Annotated in this window: 14 protein-coding genes and 1 pseudogene; 9 read left to right on the top strand and 6 right to left on the bottom strand. The window is 71.4% G+C overall.

Annotated features, from left to right (window positions below; genetic code table 11):
- Window positions 1-41: 41 nt before the first annotated feature.
- Entirely contained in the window at window positions 42-692 is a 651-nt protein-coding gene (locus tag O3X23_RS07945) for a thymidine kinase (protein ID WP_269270479.1), read from the top strand.
- A gap of 27 nt (window positions 693-719) precedes the next feature.
- On the opposite strand, the gene O3X23_RS07940 is transcribed toward O3X23_RS07945, so the two are convergent.
- A complete protein-coding gene (locus tag O3X23_RS07940) occupies window positions 720-1,850 on the bottom strand; it encodes a hypothetical protein (RefSeq protein ID WP_269270478.1) in 1,131 nt (376 codons plus the stop codon).
- 76 nt (window positions 1,851-1,926) lie between these two features.
- Here O3X23_RS07940 and O3X23_RS07935 point away from each other — a divergent pair, with 76 nt between their 5' ends.
- Both O3X23_RS07935 and O3X23_RS07930 read left to right on the top strand, forming a co-directional pair.
- On the top strand, window positions 1,927-3,162 hold the full coding sequence (locus tag O3X23_RS07935; protein WP_269270477.1) for a plasmid pRiA4b ORF-3 family protein: 1,236 nt from the start codon (window positions 1,927-1,929) through the stop codon (window positions 3,160-3,162).
- 138 nt (window positions 3,163-3,300) lie between these two features.
- Window positions 3,301-3,964, top strand: a pseudogene (locus tag O3X23_RS07930) (thymidine kinase); the annotation flags it as partial.
- Here O3X23_RS07930 and O3X23_RS07925 read toward each other — a convergent pair.
- The gene (locus O3X23_RS07925) at window positions 3,945-4,718 is read right to left on the bottom strand and encodes a VOC family protein (protein WP_269270476.1); all 774 of its coding nucleotides are present in this window, start codon (window positions 4,716-4,718) and stop codon (window positions 3,945-3,947) included. The pseudogene O3X23_RS07930 and the gene O3X23_RS07925 overlap by 20 nt on opposite strands.
- A gap of 215 nt (window positions 4,719-4,933) precedes the next feature.
- Between O3X23_RS07925 and O3X23_RS07920 the strand changes: the two genes are divergently transcribed.
- Window positions 4,934-5,761: a sulfurtransferase gene (locus O3X23_RS07920; RefSeq protein ID WP_269270475.1), complete on the top strand. Its 828-nt coding sequence runs from the start codon at window positions 4,934-4,936 to the stop codon at window positions 5,759-5,761.
- 92 nt (window positions 5,762-5,853) lie between these two features.
- On the opposite strand, the gene sepH is transcribed toward O3X23_RS07920, so the two are convergent.
- Window positions 5,854-6,918, bottom strand: a complete 1,065-nt coding sequence (gene sepH / locus O3X23_RS07915; RefSeq protein ID WP_269270474.1) for a septation protein SepH — start codon at window positions 6,916-6,918, stop codon at window positions 5,854-5,856.
- A gap of 430 nt (window positions 6,919-7,348) precedes the next feature.
- Between sepH and O3X23_RS07910 the strand changes: the two genes are divergently transcribed.
- On the top strand, window positions 7,349-8,167 hold the full coding sequence (locus O3X23_RS07910; RefSeq protein WP_269270473.1) for a hypothetical protein: 819 nt from the start codon (window positions 7,349-7,351) through the stop codon (window positions 8,165-8,167).
- A gap of 16 nt (window positions 8,168-8,183) precedes the next feature.
- Here O3X23_RS07910 and O3X23_RS07905 read toward each other — a convergent pair whose 3' ends face one another.
- Entirely contained in the window at window positions 8,184-9,512 is a 1,329-nt protein-coding gene (locus O3X23_RS07905; RefSeq protein ID WP_269270472.1) for a D-arabinono-1,4-lactone oxidase, read from the bottom strand.
- Complete coding sequence (locus O3X23_RS07900; protein ID WP_269270471.1) at window positions 9,463-10,713, bottom strand: MFS transporter; 1,251 nt, start codon at window positions 10,711-10,713, stop codon at window positions 9,463-9,465. The genes O3X23_RS07905 and O3X23_RS07900 overlap by 50 nt, the downstream gene beginning before the upstream one ends.
- Window positions 10,714-10,828: 115 nt before the next feature.
- Here O3X23_RS07900 and O3X23_RS07895 point away from each other — a divergent pair, with 115 nt between their 5' ends.
- Together O3X23_RS07895 and O3X23_RS07890 are read left to right on the top strand one after the other, a co-directional pair.
- Window positions 10,829-11,956, top strand: a complete 1,128-nt coding sequence (locus tag O3X23_RS07895) for a ferrochelatase (protein WP_269270470.1) — start codon at window positions 10,829-10,831, stop codon at window positions 11,954-11,956.
- Between the two features lie 8 nt (window positions 11,957-11,964).
- Window positions 11,965-12,753: an inositol monophosphatase family protein gene (locus tag O3X23_RS07890; RefSeq protein ID WP_443047793.1), complete on the top strand. Its 789-nt coding sequence runs from the start codon at window positions 11,965-11,967 to the stop codon at window positions 12,751-12,753.
- Window positions 12,754-12,947: 194 nt separating this feature from the next.
- On the opposite strand, the gene O3X23_RS07885 is transcribed toward O3X23_RS07890, so the two are convergent.
- Window positions 12,948-13,121: a hypothetical protein gene (locus O3X23_RS07885; protein ID WP_187145045.1), complete on the bottom strand. Its 174-nt coding sequence runs from the start codon at window positions 13,119-13,121 to the stop codon at window positions 12,948-12,950.
- A 237-nt stretch (window positions 13,122-13,358) separates the two neighbouring features.
- On the opposite strand from O3X23_RS07885, the gene O3X23_RS07880 reads away from it, so the two are divergent.
- Window positions 13,359-14,012, top strand: coding sequence for a response regulator transcription factor (locus O3X23_RS07880; protein ID WP_269270469.1), 654 nt, complete (start codon window positions 13,359-13,361; stop codon window positions 14,010-14,012).
- A gap of 5 nt (window positions 14,013-14,017) precedes the next feature.
- Window positions 14,018-15,295 (top strand): sensor histidine kinase, encoded by a 1,278-nt coding sequence (locus O3X23_RS07875; protein ID WP_443047792.1) that lies wholly within the window; start codon window positions 14,018-14,020, stop codon window positions 15,293-15,295.
- Window positions 15,296-15,603: the final 308 nt, after the last annotated feature.

The raw sequence follows: 15,603 nt of genomic DNA, 5'->3' as shown, positions 1-15,603 counted from the left end.
CCCTCCCTGACATTCCTCCCTGAAAGGCCGTCGCCCTCCTCATGCCCGAGCTTGTGTTCTTCTCCGGAACGATGGACTGCGGAAAGAGCACTTTGGCGCTCCAGATTGCCCATAACCGCGACGCGCGGGGTCTGCAGGGCGTGATCTTCACGCGGGACGACCGCGCGGGCGAGGGCAAGCTGTCGTCCCGGCTGGGTCTGGTGACGGAGGCGATCGAGGCGCCGGAGGGCATGGACTTGTACGCGTACCTGGTCTCCCAGCTCTCGAAGGGCGGCAAGGCGGACTACGTGATCGTGGACGAGGCCCAGTTCCTGGCCCCGGAGCAGATCGACCAGCTTGCGCGCATCGTGGACGACCTGGACATGGACGTCTTCGCGTTCGGTATCACGACGGACTTCCGCACGAAGCTGTTCCCGGGCTCGCAGCGGCTGATCGAGCTGGCGGACCGGCTTGAGCAGCTCCAGGTCGAGGCCCTGTGCTGGTGCGGCGCCCGTGCCACGCACAACGCCCGTACCGTGGGCGGCGAGATGGTCGTCGAGGGCGCCCAGGTGGTGGTCGGTGACGTGAACCGCCCGGCGGAGGAGATCGGCTACGAGGTCCTGTGCCGCCGCCATCACCGCCGCCGCATGACCTCGGCCGCAGCCCACGCCGGCGCCCTCTCCCCGGACGTCCTCCCCGTCAACCACGCCTGACCGGCTTCTTCCATGCCGGCGGCCGAGTTACCGGAGACCGTGACTGTCGAGACGGTGGATGAGGCCGGGCCGGCTCCGGTAGGTGTCGCGCAGGAGCCCCAGACGCTGCTGGAAATCGACACCGTATCCGGCGTGAGCGCAGGCATCGCGCAGGTCACAAAGGAGGGCGACAGCCGCGTCGTAGGCACTGGTCTTCTTGGAGGCGATGTGTGCTTCGGCCTGGTTCCAGATGATGTCCGCCTCGGCGGCGAGTGCGGTCAGGCGCGTGGCGCGGGCTCGCAACCGGTCGCGTTCGGCGTGCCCGTGGCGCTCGGCGCGGCGGGTGTGCGCCGCATCCAGCAGCCGGGCGGCGGTCCGGCGACCGGGTGCGGTCGCGGGGGCGGAAGTTTCCCGCAGACGGTGCAGGAGTTCGCTGTGCAAGTGGGGTTCCGGGCCGAGGGCGAGGCGCACCAGTAGGGCGTCCTTCTCCTCGTCCGGGAGGGCGGAGACGAGTCGCGCGAGCTCCTTCCGTGTCAGACTGGCTGCGGGTTCCGGCGCCGCGGTGCTGCTCTGTGCGGCGACGGCGAGCAGGTCGGTGTCGATGCGCAGGAAGTCCGCGAGCGCGCTTTGCGGAGCCGTGAGTTTGCCCAGGCCGGCGGGGACGGGAGGCTCCAGGGCGGACTGGTACTCCCCTTCGTCGTCGTCCTCGGCTTCCCAGGCAGAGAGGGCGGAGAGCCACGCCAGATAGAGGGGCCGCATATCGCCGGTGGCGAGTTCCTCGCGTACGCCGATGACCGCTGCCAGGGAATCGTCGGCTCCCTCGTCCCAGTCGGCGCCCTCGTCCTCGCTGGTCAGGTCGAGGAGAAGGTGGGTCCGGGTGGCCCAGGCTTCGACGTGGTTGCCGAGACCGTACGGTTGGACGCTGCGCAGGGCCAGGCGCTGTAGGGGCAGGCGGAGCATCAGCCGGCGTGTGCCCCAGCTGGCGACGTACAGATGGGCGTCGAAGTACCGTTCCACCAGGTTTCGCGGATTCCCCCGCAGGTCGCCCCAGTGGTATTCGTTGGTGAAGCTCGTGGCGGTGATCCTGGCCCGGCTGGAGACGCCCCGCAGTGCTTCCCGCTGGTCGCCGCTCAGCGGCCGGTCCAGGGCCTGAAACTCGTAGTACTGGTACTCGCTCACCGGAAGCACCCTACGGCTGACGGCGGTGCGGGAGGGTAGATTCGGCGAGGCGGCGAGAGCACGGAACGGAGCGGTTGTGGACCAGTCTCATGGCAAGTCGGTGGGGCAGGTGCGGGAGTTGGTCGGGTGGATCGGCGCGGGACGGAAACTGACGCAGACCGGCCGGATCACTCTCGCGGACGCCCGGACCTTGGTGGAGCTGCTGGGCACCGGCGACCAGCTGGACCCGGTGATCGGTGACCGGATGTTCAAGACGAAGTCCAGCGAAGAGCTGTACCACCTCAACCTGCTGGCGGAATGGGCCAAGGCCGCCAGACTGCTGAGGGTTGCCGGTGGTCGTCTGCTCCCGGTGAAGAAGAACGCCCGGCTGCTCGACCAGCCCGATGGCCTGTGGAACGCCCTCTTCGAAGCGGTACCGCGCATCGGGAGTGCCGTACTGGTCTCGGGGTGGGCCCAGTCGGTCTTCTCGCAGGAGTATGCCGCCGGCCTGCGGACGCTGCTGCATCGGCTGTACGCGGCTCGTGGCCCGCTCGCCGGCGACGCGCTGCGCAGAGCGGTGTGGCAGGCGGTGACCGCTCCCTACATCCTCGACGATGTGTCGCCCGAGCGGCTGCGGGGCTGGCGCGGCAGCAACGATCGTGACGTGCGGCTGTTGCTCGACGTCCTCGCGGCCCTTGGGGCCGTCCGAAGCGACGATGACACCGTGGAGCTGACGGGTCAGGGCAGGCAGGCCGTGGCCGTGATGCGCGGCGAACCGCTCCCCGGAGAAACGGTGTTCCAGCTGCGCATCGATCTGGAGGACGTTGTCGAACCGGCGGTCTGGCGACGTGCGCTGCTGCCGGCCGCGGCCCGGTTCGACCAAGTGCATGCCGCGATCCAGGCTGTCATGGGCTGGGAGGACAGCCATATGCACGCTTTCACCGTGGACGGCGTCCAGTACGGCCGGGCCAACACCGAGCTCGACTTCGAGGACGAGCGGGGCGTCACTCTCGGCGCCCTGCTCAAGGAGGGAGGGAGCTTTGCCTACACGTACGACTTCGGTGATTCCTGGGACCACCGCGTCACGGTGGAGCACCGGCTCGCAGCCGAGGCGGACCGGAGCTATCCGGTCTGCGTAGCCGGTTCCGGCGCATGCCCTCCTGAGGACTGCGGAGGCGCCGCGGCCTATGAAGACCTCAAGCGGACTCTCGCCGACCCGACACGGGCGGAGCACGACGACCTCGTGCGGTGGCTCGGCCTTGACTCCGGGGCGGGCTTCGACGCGGCCCTGTTCACCCCCGGCGAAGCCAATCGCAGACTCCAGCAGATGTGACCCACCCATCCCGGGCGCAACCCCCAGGCGGGCTCGGTGTGGGCGCACGGCCCTCGTGCTCTCGCGCCCGAGAGTCGGACGGCGCCGAAGGGCTGCGGGGAGCGGTCCCGGCTCAGCTGACATGGCGGATGCCCCAGTAAGAGCACTCTCGCTCTTCAGATCGAGCACAACCGCTCGACCCGGGGGCTGCAGGGCATGATCTTCACCCGTGACGACCGGGCGGGGGGAGGGCGTGCTCTCGTCCCGGCTGGGCCTGTCCACCAAGGCGATCGAGGCGGCCGACGACGTCGACTTCTACGGCTACGTGGTCTCCTACCTGTCGGGCGGCGGCCGTGCCGACTACGTCCTGGTCGACGAGGCGCAGTTCTTCGCGCCCGCCCAGATCGACCAGCTCGCCCGGATCGTCGACGACCCGGGCCTGGACGTCTTCGCTTTCGGTATCACCACCGACTTCAGGACCGAGCTCTTCCCCGGGTCACGGCGGCTCGTCGAGATGGCCGACCGCGTCGAGGTGCTGCAGGTCGAGGCGCTGTGCTGGTGCGGGGCCCGCGCGACGCACAACGCCCGGACCATAGACGGCCAGATGGTCGTCGAAGGCGCGCAGGTCTTCGTCGGCGACGTCAACCGCCCGGCGGGCGAGGTCGGTTACGAGGTGCTGTGCCGGCGCCACCACACCCGGCGGATGACGGCGGCGAGCGCGCAGGCCTCGGCACTCTTCCCCGACGTGCTGCCGGTGGACCAGGCCGTCGACCGCAACGTCGGGTCCGTCGACCGAGCCGGCGTCAGCGAGCCGCGTCGATGACGGTGAAGACGGCGCCCTCGGGGTCGGCGACAGTCGCCAGCCGTCCGTAGCCCGAGTCGCGGGCCGGCTGCAGCACCCGGCCGCCCAGCTCGACCACCCGGCGGACCGCCGCGTCGGTGTCCGCCACGGCGAAGTACGTCATCCAGTGCGCGCCCCGGTCGCGGGGCAGCGACGGGCCGACCCCGTGGATCCCGGCCACCGCACGGCCCTTCAACCGCAGGGTGAGGTAGTCGAAGTCCGCCGCCCTCCCGGTCTCCGTCTCGTAGCCGAAGACATCGGTGTAGAACTTCTCGACACTGGACGACTCGCGCGTGACCAACTCGTTCCAGGCCAGCGTTCCGGGCTCACCGATGACGCCGGCGCCGGGGTGGCGCTGCGCCTGCCAGATCCCGAAGACGGCGCCCGACGGGTCGACGGCCACCGCCATCCGCCCCTCGTGGTCGGCGTCCAGCGGGCCGACACCGACCGTGCCGCCGCACTCGCGGATCAACTCGGCGGTGACGTCCGCGTCGTCGCAGGCCAGCAGGGTGGTCCAGGAGACCGGGAGGTGGCGGTCCTTCGGGCCGTCGCCGATGCCGGCGATCTGCCGGCCGCCCAGCTCGGCCCGGACGTAGGGGCCGAGGTGCTGCGGGCCCTCGTGGAACTCCCACCCGAACAGGGCGCCGTAGAACTCCTGGGCCGCGTCCAGATCGTGTGCCATCAAGCTGACCCAGCAGGGCGTGCCGGGCGAACGCCGGCTCGGAACCTCGGTCATGGATTTTCTCTCCTCGGGGCCGGCGCGCGGGGCATTCGGGGGAGGTGCCGAAGTCGATGGTTCCATCACGGGGCCCGCGGCGCGCCCCGGCCGCGCCGCATCCAACCCCTAAGTGCTGAATCATGCCCGTTTTGCCATTCGGCTTCCGTTTCGAGCCGGTTGCCGCGCGACGACGATCAGTCGAACGTCCAACGTGCGAGGCCCACAATGGACGTATGGAACCCATTATCGCTGCAGTCGAACTCGCGAGCGAGCTGAGCCGGACCACCGTTCTCGACGTCCGCTACCGGCTCGGTGCCCCTCCAGGCCGTCCGGAGTACGAGGCGGGTCACATCCCCGGAGCGGTCTACGTCGACCTCGACTCCGAGCTGGCCGGCGAACCCGGTGTGAACGGCCGCCACCCGCTGCCCGACCCGGAGGTCTTCGGCGCCGCGATGCGCGCGGCGGGCGTCAGCGCCGACCGTGACGTGGTCGTCTACGACGCCGCCCAGGGCTGGGGCGCCGCTCGCGCCTGGTGGATGCTGCGCTGGACGGGCCACACCCGGGTGCGGGTCCTGGACGGCGGACTGGCCGCTTGGACCGCCGCAGGGCAGCCGCTGGAGACCGGCACGGCGGACCCCGCCCACGGCGATTTCACCCCCGCCGTCGGATCGGCGCCGCTGCTGACCGCCGACGACGCGGCGGCGCTGGCCCGGCGCGGCCTGCTGCTCGACGCACGGGCCGGTGAGCGCTACCGGGGCGAGGTGGAGCCGATCGACCCCGTGGCCGGTCACATCCCGGGCGCGGTGAGCGCGCCGACGACGGAGAACGTCGCGGAGGACGGCCGCTTCCTGCCGGCCGAGGTGCTGGCGGCCCGGTTCGCGGAGCTGGGAGCCAAGGACTCCGCCGAGGTCGGCGTCTACTGCGGCTCCGGCGTCTCGGCGGCGCAGCAGGTGCTCGCGCTGGCGGTCGCGGGCATCCCCGCAGCGCTCTACGTCGGCTCGTGGAGCGAATGGACGGCCGACGAGGCCCGCCCGGTCGCCACCGGCGCCCAGCCGGGCTGACCCGCGCCACCCCGTCCTTCGGACAGGGGTCGCGGGAACAGGTAAGGGGCGGCGCACCTGGTGCGCCGCCCCTTACCTGTCGACTGCTGTGGCTACTCCTGCTTCTTGCGGCGGCTGCCGAAGACGATCTCGTCCCAACTGGGCACCGTCGCCCGGCGTCCCGGCCGGACACCGTCCGCCTCGGCCTGCCGGTCCGTGGTGCCGACCAGCCGGTCGCGGTGCCCCGCGACGGCCCGCGGCATCAGGACGTCCGCGTAAGCGGAGCCCGCGCCCGTGCTGGCGGCGGGCGGAGCCGCCTCCTCTGCCGCCGGCTCCTCCGTCTGCTCCACCGGAGGGGCCTCCGGCGGTGCGGACGGTGGCGCCGGCACGACCATGTCGCCGCGGAAGCTCGGCACCGCCTCCAGCAGGCTGGTCAGCGAGTCCCGGTCCTCCTCGGCGCGCTCGGCACTGCGCTCCTGCGGCCGGTCGGGGCGCTCCAACTGCCGGTCGAGTGCCCGGTCCAGCGGGCGGTCCCTGGGCAGCCGGGCGATCCGCGGCACGAAGGGGAAGCTCGGCGGCTCCTTGGAGTCCTGCGTCTGCGGGGCGTCCTGCTGGGTGGTCTCGCCGATCAGCGCCCGTGCCTCGTCGTCCACGGCCTGGACGAGCCGCCGGGGCGGGTCGTACGTCCAGCTCGCGGAGTGCGGTTCACCGGCGACCCGGTAGACCAGCAGGACTTCCCAGGTGCCGTCGTCGCGCCGCCAGGAGTCCCAGAGAACGGTTTCTTTCTCGGCGCCGCGCAGCAGCAGCCGCTCGGCGACCGCCTCACCCAGCTGCGGTCCGGCGCTCTCGCCGTGCCGCCGCACCGGGGTCTTCCTGGCCCGCTCGGCCATGAAGGCGCGCTCGGCCAGCACCGGTCCCTCGAAGCGGCGGACCCGTTCCACCGGAATTCCGGCGGTCTGGGCGACCTCTTCCGCGGAGGCTCCGGCTCGTATACGTGCCTGGATGTCGCGTGGCCGCAGGTGGCTCTCGACCTCGATCTGGCCGAGGCGGGCACGGTCATTGCGTACCGCTGCCCGGAGTCGCTCGTCGATGGGGAGCGAGTATTCCGTGCTGTCTGCAGCCTTGAGCACCAGTCGTGTTCCGTCGTTGCTGACGGCCACGACACGCAGTTCGGGCATGGGAACCTCCCGGGTGGTGCCTGCCGACGTCACGTGCGTCGCTGCTCCCGTTGGACGAGTGTGGCCTGCCCAGGTGCGGCATGCCACAACCTTGCAGGGTTACCCGGCGTGTCGGGCAGGTGCCGTGACTCGCCGTTATGGGACGGTGACCAGTTGGCCACTCAGAGTGACCAAACGCGGCACCCCGGGATGAGCACCGCCTCCGGGCTCCCCTCCCGTGGTCCGGGCAACCGGACGGGAAGCCGGAGCCAGGATTCGCCACAGTACTCCATTCGGGCCACTGAGGTGGGTCGCGGCGCAGGCGAAGTTCTCCGGTGGCAAGGCAGTTGAGTGGCGAGGCTCACAGAATGTCTGCAAGTGGAACTCCTGCCTTCGCCCATATGTCTCTTCTCTGTGCAAGGAGGATGAGATCGGCTACCCAGGTATGGATATGGACGAAAAGGACGAGCGCGAGGAAACGCCCCAGCGGGGACGGCTGGACCTGAGCGTCCCCCAGGTGGCGGGCAGCGCGCTGGCGGCCGTGACCGCCGCGCTGCTGGCGTCGCAGCTCGGGGTGTACGGAACGATCATCGGCGCCGGTGTGGTCAGCGTGGTGGCCACCGCGGGCGGCACGCTCTTCCAGCACTTCTTCCGGCGCACCGGCGAGCAGATCCGCACGGTCTCCACCCGGCACCTGCCGGTCTCCGTGCCGGGAACGGACCCGGGGCCGCAGGCCGGCTCCACCCGGATGCTGGAGGAACTGCCGCCACCGGGTGAGAGCGGTGGACCGGAGGACGGCAGACCGGACGGGGAGTACGGCGAGGCGACCGTGCACGGCACGACCAAGCGCGGCTGGCGTAAGTCGGCGATCGGCGCCGTCGTCGTGTTCGTGCTGGCGATGGGCACGGTCACGTCGATCGAGCTGGCCACCGGCTCGGAGCCGTCGGTCACGGCGGTCTTCAACGGCGGCTCGCACGGCGGCTCGCCGGCCGGGAAGCCGAGCGCCCCGGCCTCCGATCCGGCCGGCAGCCCGAGCGGCGCCCCCTCGTCCGGACCGTCGACGACGCCCTCGGGGTCCTCGTCACCGTCGCCGACCCCGTCGGACAGCGGCAGCGGGTCTCCCACGCCCGATCCGAGCGGCTCCCCTTCGACGAGCGCGCCGAGCGGCACCCCGAGCACCGGCACCTCGTCGACGCCGGCCCCCGGCCCGTCCTCGGACGCGGGCACGGGCGGAACGGGCGGCAGCGCGTCTCCCGGCACCCAGGACTGAGCGCCGGGAGGCGGTACTACGCGCCGAGCACCCGCCGCAGGTAGTCGTTGCCGAAGAGTCGCTGCGGGTCCAGCCGGTCGCGCAGGGCGGTGAACTCGCCGAACCGCGGATAGACCCCGGAGAAGTACTCCGCGTCACGGGTGTGGACCTTGCCCCAGTGCGGCCGGCCCTGGTGCGCCGTCATGATCTTCTCGGCGGCGGTGAAGTACTCCTGGTAGCGGCTGCCGCGGTACATGTGGACGGCGATGTACGCGCTGTCGCGGCCGGAGGCGGTGGACAGGGTGATGTCGTCGGCGGGCGCGATCCGCACCTCCACGGGGAAGCTGATCCGCAGCCCCGAGGACTCGACCATCGCCTTGAGTTCGCGGATCGCCCCGACCGCCGCCTCGCGCGGCACGGCGTACTCCATCTCCACGAACCGCACCCGGCGCGGACTGGTGAAGACCTTGTACGCGATGTCGGTATACGTACGGGCCGACAGCGCCCGGCTGGAGACCTTCGCGATGCCGGGGATGGTGCCGGGAGCGGCTCTGCCCAGCGCGCAGGCGGCCTGGAACAGGCCGTTGGACAGCAGCTCGTCGTCGATCCAGCCCTTGACCGGGGAGAGCGGGGCGGCGGGGCCCTGGCTGCGGTTGTTGCGCTTGGTGTTGCAGCTGTCGGTGTGCGGGAACCAGTAGAACTCGAAGTGCTCGTTCTCCGTCGCCAGCTGGTCGAACTCCGCCATGACCCGGTCGAAGTGCATCGGCTCCTCGCGGGCGGTGAGCAGGAAGAGCGGCTCGACCGCGAAGGTGATCGCGCTGATCACCCCGAGGGCGCCGAGTCCGAGCCGGGCCGCCGCGAAGACGTCGGCGTTCTCGTCCGCCGAGCACGTCAGCACCGAGCCGTCGGCCAGGACCAGTTCAAGCCCCTTGATCTGGGCGGAGATCGAGGCCGAGTCCCGGCCGGTGCCATGGGTGCCGGTACTGGTGGCGCCCGCCACCGTCTGCTCCATGATGTCGCCCATGTTGGTCAGCGACAGGCCCTCGGCGGCCAGCGCCGCGTTCAGCTGGTGGAGCGGAACCCCCGCTTCCACGGTGATCGTGCCGCGCTCGCGGTCGATCTCCCGGATGGCAGCCAGCCGGTCCGGCCGGATAAGGACCCCGCCGGTGGCGGCCGCGGCGGTGAACGAGTGCCCGGTGCCCACGGCCTTCGCGGTCAGCCCGTCCTCCGCGGCCTTGCGGACGGCGGCGGACAGCTCGTCCACCGACGCCGGCGACACGCTGCGCCGCGGCTGGGAAGTGACGTTCCCCGCCCAGTTACGCCACGCCTTCTCGGCGGTTCCGTTCATCGTGCTCGTCGTGCTCATACGTACGCGGCCCCTCCTGCTCCGGCGCCGGCCGCAGCCGGCGGAACCCCAGGACTGCCACCACCACGGCGAGTGCCCCGGCGGCGGCCGGTACCGCGAACGCCGCCTCCGCCCCCGACGAGTCGATCACCCACCCGGACACCGAGGCTCCCAGAGCCACGCCGACCGTGATGCCTGTGCTCACCCACGTCATGCCCTCGGTCAGCTTCGCACGCGGTACCAGCTGTTCGACCAGGGCCATGGTGATGACCATCGTCGGTGCGATGGACAGGCCCGCGACGAACAGCGCTACGGCCAGGAACCACAAGTTTCCGACCAGTAGGAGCGGGATCATACTCACAGCCATCACGCACACACCCACCAGGAAGCCCCGGGAGGCAGGTCCTTTCAGCCGGAACAGCCCGAAGGCCAGCCCCGCGACGCAGGAGCCGAACGCGTACACCGCGAGGACCAGACTGGCCGCGGCCTTGTGGCCCAGCTCGTCGGCGAAGGCCACCGTCGTGACCTCGACCGAGCCGAAGATCGCCCCCGTGCAGGCGAAGGTGGCCACGAGCAGCTGCAGCCCGCGGGAGCGCAGCGCCGAGCCGCCCGTGTGGGAGGCCGTGGGGTGCGGGACCGGTTCCGTCGAGCGCTGGGCCGTCAGCAGGAACGTGCCGACCGCGAGGAAGACCGCCGCGAGCAGCGGGCCGGCCTCGGGGAACCAGACGGTGCACAGCCCGATCGACAGGATCGGGCCGACGATGAAGCAGACCTCGTCGACCACCGACTCGAAGGAGTACGCGGTGTGCATGGCGGGGGTGCCGTGGTGGATCACCGCCCAGCGGGCCCGGACCATCGCGCCCAGGCTCGGAGTGGCGCCGGCCATGACGGAGAAGACGAAGAGGGTCCAGTCGGGCGCGTCCCACGCGACACACGACAGGAGCCCCGCCACCGCCATCACGGTGATCGCGGCCGCCGGCCGCAGCACGCGGCGCTGCCCGTAGCGGTCGACCAGCCGGGACACCTGCGGGCCCATCACGGCGCCGGACATCGCGAGCGTCGCGGAGAGCGCGCCCGCCAGCCCGTAGCGACCGGTGACCTGCGAGATCATCGTCACGATGCCGATGCCGAGCATCGAGAGCGGCAGCCGGCCGATGAATCCCGCAGCCGAGAATCCCTTGGTTCCAGGTGCTGCGAAGATCGCGCGATAGGGGCTGGACACGGGCGCTCCACGGCGTCGCCGCCGGTGTCGGTAAGGATTGGGACTGTCCTCCACAGGTTACGTGGGAGCGCAATCGCTTTTCTGGACGTCGCGCACCAATGGCAGGATCGGACCCATGTCCGATCACAACGAGGGCGGTCCTTCGGCCGGGCCCTATGACGCGCTGCTCCTGCTGTCCTTCGGCGGCCCGGAGGGACCCGACGACGTCGTCCCGTTCCTGGAGAACGTCACCCGCGGCCGGGGCATCCCGCGCGAGCGGCTCAAGGAGGTCGGGCAGCACTACTTCCTGTTCGGCGGTGTCAGCCCGATCAACGCGCAGAACCGCGAGCTGCTCGGCGCGCTGCGCAAGGACTTCGGCGAGCACGGCCTCGACCTGCCGGTCTACTGGGGCAACCGCAACTGGGCGCCCTACCTGGTCGACACGCTGCGCGAGATGACCGACGACGGGCACCGCCGCATTCTGGTGCTCGCCACCAGCGCCTACGCCTCGTACTCGGGCTGCCGCCAGTACCGCGAGAACCTGGCCGGCGCCCTCGCGGAGCTCGCGGCCGAGGGCCGTCCGGTGCCGCGCGTCGACAAGCTGCGGCACTACTTCAACCACCCCGGCTTCGTGGAGCCCATGACCGACGCGGTGCTCGCCGCGCTGGACGGACTTCCCGCGGACGTCCGGGCCGGCGCGCACCTGGCGTTCACCACACACTCCATCCCGACCGCCGCCGCCGACACCTCGGGTCCCGTGGAGGGCCACGGGAACGGCGGCGCCTACGTGGCGCAGCACCTGGACACCGCGCGGGTGATCGCCGACGCGGTCCGGGAGGCGACCGGCACCGAGCACCCGTGGCAGCTCGTCTACCAGTCGCGCAGCGGCGCCCCGCAGATCCCGTGGCTGGAGCCGGACATCTGCGACCACCTCGCGGAACGGCACGGGAGCGGCGTGCCCGCCGTCGTCATGGTGCCGATCGGCTTCGTCTCCGACCACATGGAGGTCAAGTACGACCTCGACACCGAGGCGGCCGACCGGGCCGCCGAGCTGGGGCTGCCGGTCGCGCGGGCCGCGACCGTGGGCGCCGACCCCCGGTTCGCCGCCGCCGTGCGCGACCTGGTCCTGGAGCGGGCGGCGGGCGAGCGCGGCCCGGCGCCGCGGCGGTGCGCGCTGGGCGCGCTCGGTCCGAGCCACGACGTCTGCCCGGCGGGCTGCTGCCCGTCCCGGAGCCCCAAGCCCGCTGTCGCGGGCATCGACTGAGGAGAGCCGTGAGCACCGAACTGCTGGAGATCGCGCTGGAAGCCGCCCGCAAGGCGGGCGAGCTGCTGCGCACCGGCCGGCCCGCCGACCTCGGGGTGGCGGCCACCAAGTCCAGCCCGATCGACGTCGTCACCGAGATGGACCTCGCCGCCGAGAAACTGATCACCGAACTGATCGCGGAGCACCGCCCCGACGACGGATTCCTCGGCGAGGAGGGCACCGAGAGCACGGGCACCAGCGGGGTGCGCTGGATCGTCGATCCCCTGGACGGCACCGTCAACTACCTGTACGGCCTGCCCTCCTGGTCGGTGAGCATCGCGGCCGAGCGGGACGGCGAGACGGTGGTGGGGGTCGTCGAGGCCCCGATGCGCGGCGAGACCTACCGGGCGGTGCTCGGGCAGGGCGCCTTCGTCAACGACGTCCCGGCCCGGCCGCGCCCGGTGCCCGAGTTCGCGCACGCCCTGGTCGGCACCGGCTTCGGCTACCTCACGGACCGCCGGGCGACGCAGGCGGAGGTGCTGCGCACCCTGCTGCCGAAGGTGCGCGACATCCGGCGTGGGGGATCGGCCGCGATCGACCTCTGCGACGTGGGGTGCGGACGGCTCGACGCGTACTACGAGCGCGGCCTGAACCCGTGGGACTTCGCGGCCGGAGCGCTGTTCGCCCGGGAGGCGGGCGTCCGCACCGGCGGCCGGCCGGGGCAGCCCGCCTCGCACGAGCTGACCGTCGCGGCCGGGCCCGGCCTCTTCGAAGCGCTCCAGGGGCTGCTGGAGGAGCTGGGAGCCTGGCACGACTGACCTGGGCCGACACGGCCGTCCGCGGGCGGCAGGAGGACGCCGTGGCCCTCCGGCGGGGGCTGCGGCGGAGCTGCGCCGCAGCACCCGGGGCCGGGCACGCGAACGCCCCGGCACCTTGGAGGTGTCCGGGGCGGGCCGACGGCCGTTGTGCTGCCGTTCCGGGTCGGGTGCCCGGGGCGGAATGCCGCGGTCGGTCAGGCGACCTTGGACTGGATGTGCACGCCGTGCTCCGCGGCCAGGCGCCGCAGATCGTCGAGCTCGCCCTGTTCGACCTCGGCGAGGAACTCGTCGCCGGCCTCACGGGCGTGGTGGAGGTCGGATTCAGTGCTGTGTATCCGCTGCAGGATTCCGGTGGTGAACGCGTCCATCAGCTGGCGCCCCCTCGTCGTCGTCGTTGACACGGGGTGTGTCAAAGCCCATAACGGCGCGTCGGGAAGCGCGTCAGGGCTTGGTTGGTGGGTGTAAGACGGGTCCTCCCCGGGCCTGGCGACGCAGAAACCTCCGTTGACCGAAGAATTCCGGGCCGGTCGGCACTTACGGCCGATTTACGGCCCTCCGGTGCAGGATGGGGGCACATTCGTACTGCTCACGGAAGGAACAGCGCCTTGCGCGTACTGGTCGTCGAGGACGAGCAATTGCTCGCCGATGCGGTTGCCACCGGACTTCGCCGCGAGGCCATGGCCGTCGACGTCGTGTACGACGGCGGCGCCGCCCTGGAGCGGATCGGGGTGAACGACTATGACGTCGTGGTCCTCGACCGCGACCTTCCGGTCGTCCACGGCGACGACGTCTGCCGGCAGATCGTCGAGCTGGGGATGCCGACCCGGGTGCTGATGCTCACGGCCGCCGGCGATGTGAGCGACCGGGTGGAGGGGCTGGAACTGGGCGCCGACGACTACCTCCCCAAGCCCTTCGCGTTCAGCGAGCTGACCGCTCGCGTCCGCGCTCTGGGCCGCCGGACGACGACGGCGCTGCCGCCGGTCCTGGAGCGGTCCGGCATCCGGCTCGACCCCAACCGCCGCGAGGTGTTCCGGGAGGGCGCCGAGGTGCACCTGGCGCCGAAGGAGTTCGCGGTGCTGGAGGTGCTGATGCGCAGCGAGGGCTCGGTGGTCTCCGCCGAGCAGCTTCTGGAGAAGGCGTGGGACGAGAACACCGACCCGTTCACCAACGTGGTGCGGGTGACGGTGATGACGTTGCGCCGCAAGCTCGGCGAGCCCCCGGTGATCGTCACCGTGCCGGGCTCCGGATACCGGATCTGACCGGCGTGACCACTTCCGCTCCCACCCCGCCCCCGCCTCCCGCCCGGCCCCCGGCCGACCGGACCGCTCCCCGCCGCCCCGGCTGGGACCTGCTGCCGGCCGAGGCGCCGCCGCCGTGGCTGCGGCCGACGATCCGGATACGGCTGACGGTCCTGTACGGCGGCATGTTCCTGATCGCGGGCGTCCTGCTGCTGTGGATCATCTATCTGCTGGCGGCGCAGGCGCTGCACCAGGGCAGCGCGCTGCCCTTCCGGCTGCTGGGCGCCAACGTGCAGCCGACGGACGCGTGTCCCAACCTGCAGAGCAGCAGCGGCACCACCTCCATCGACCGGTTCAACGCGACGGTGGACACCTGCATGCAGCACCAGCGCGAGCTGGCGCTCAACACGCTGCTCAGGCGCTCCCTGATGGCCCTCATAGGGCTGACCGTGGTCGCGTTCGCCTTCGGCTACGTGATGGCCGGGCGCGTGCTCTCCCCGCTGGGCAGGATCACCCGCACCGCGCGCGGCGTGGTCAGCTCCGACCTCAAGCGCCGGATCGAGCTCGACGGGCCGGACGACGAGCTCAAGGAGCTCGCCGACACCTTCGACGACATGCTCGACCGGCTGGAGCGCTCCTTCGACGCGCAGCGCCGCTTCGTGGCCAACGCCTCGCACGAACTGCGGACGCCCTTGGCGATCAACCGCACGCTGCTGGAGGTGCAGATGTCCGATCCGGAGGCGTCGGCCGACCTCCAGCAGCTCGGCAAGACCCTGCTGGCCACCAACGAGCGCAGCGAGCAGCTCGTGGAGGGACTGCTGCTGCTCGCCCGCAGCGACAACGAGCTCGTGCACCGCAAGCCGGTGGACGTCGCGGAAGCGGCCTCCCAGGCCCTGGACCAGACCCGTGCCGAGGCGCAGGCCAAGGGCGTGGAGCTGCGCAGCGAGCTGGGGGAGGCGGTGGTGCAGGGCAACGGCGTGCTGCTGGAGCGCATCGCGCTGAACCTGGTGCAGAACGCCGTCCGGTACAACACGGCCGACGGCTGGGTCGAGGTGCGCACCACCGCGGAGGGGGGCCAGGCCCTGCTGATGGTGGCGAACACCGGCCCGATGGTGCCCGCGTACGAGGTGGACAACCTCTTCGAGCCCTTCCGGCGGCTCCGTACGGAGCGCACGGGCAGCGACAAGGGCGTCGGCCTGGGCCTGTCCATCGCGCGCTCCGTGGCGCGCGCCCACGGCGGTTTCATCTCGGCGGAGCCGAGGGAGGGCGGTGGCCTCGTCATGCGGGTGGTCATCCCGCAGTGACTCCCGCTGTAGGGTCCGTCACGCTCGGTCGGGGTCTTCCGAGGTCCTTCCAGGACCGCGGAACCCCTCGTGAGGGTCGGATCCTGTTCGCTTTGCGAGTAATTTCGTGGTCTGCGACGCTGCGGGGACTGGTGTGATTGATCACACCAGCCATCCGGGTGCCGCCTACCCTCCGTGATCACTACGTCCGAAAAAAGACCGGAAAATCCATGTTTCCGCAGGTCATGATCACGGGAAGTACACGTGTTGGCGCGAGTGATGTGCGACTTTCGGACCCGAGCAGGTCCTGATCGACCACTGCCGCGATC

This window comes from Streptomyces sp. H39-S7, from assembly GCF_027158205.1.
Lineage (GTDB): Bacteria > Actinomycetota > Actinomycetes > Streptomycetales > Streptomycetaceae > Actinacidiphila.
This window is presented reverse-complemented; position numbering and strand designations above follow the sequence as displayed.

Excerpts from the sequence above, each read along its gene's own strand:
- O3X23_RS07885 (WP_187145045.1), bottom strand. The coding sequence starts at position 13,121 with ATGGACGCGTTCACCACCGGAATCCTGCAGCGGATACACAGCACTGAA.
- O3X23_RS07905 (WP_269270472.1), bottom strand. The coding sequence starts at position 9,512 with ATGAGCACGACGAGCACGATGAACGGAACCGCCGAGAAGGCGTGGCGT.
- sepH (WP_269270474.1), bottom strand. The coding sequence starts at position 6,918 with ATGCCCGAACTGCGTGTCGTGGCCGTCAGCAACGACGGAACACGACTG.
- O3X23_RS07945 (WP_269270479.1), top strand. The coding sequence starts at position 42 with ATGCCCGAGCTTGTGTTCTTCTCCGGAACGATGGACTGCGGAAAGAGC.
- O3X23_RS07925 (WP_269270476.1), bottom strand. The coding sequence starts at position 4,718 with ATGACCGAGGTTCCGAGCCGGCGTTCGCCCGGCACGCCCTGCTGGGTC.
- O3X23_RS07895 (WP_269270470.1), top strand. The coding sequence starts at position 10,829 with ATGTCCGATCACAACGAGGGCGGTCCTTCGGCCGGGCCCTATGACGCG.
- O3X23_RS07920 (WP_269270475.1), top strand. The coding sequence starts at position 4,934 with ATGGAACCCATTATCGCTGCAGTCGAACTCGCGAGCGAGCTGAGCCGG.
- O3X23_RS07910 (WP_269270473.1), top strand. The coding sequence starts at position 7,349 with ATGGACGAAAAGGACGAGCGCGAGGAAACGCCCCAGCGGGGACGGCTG.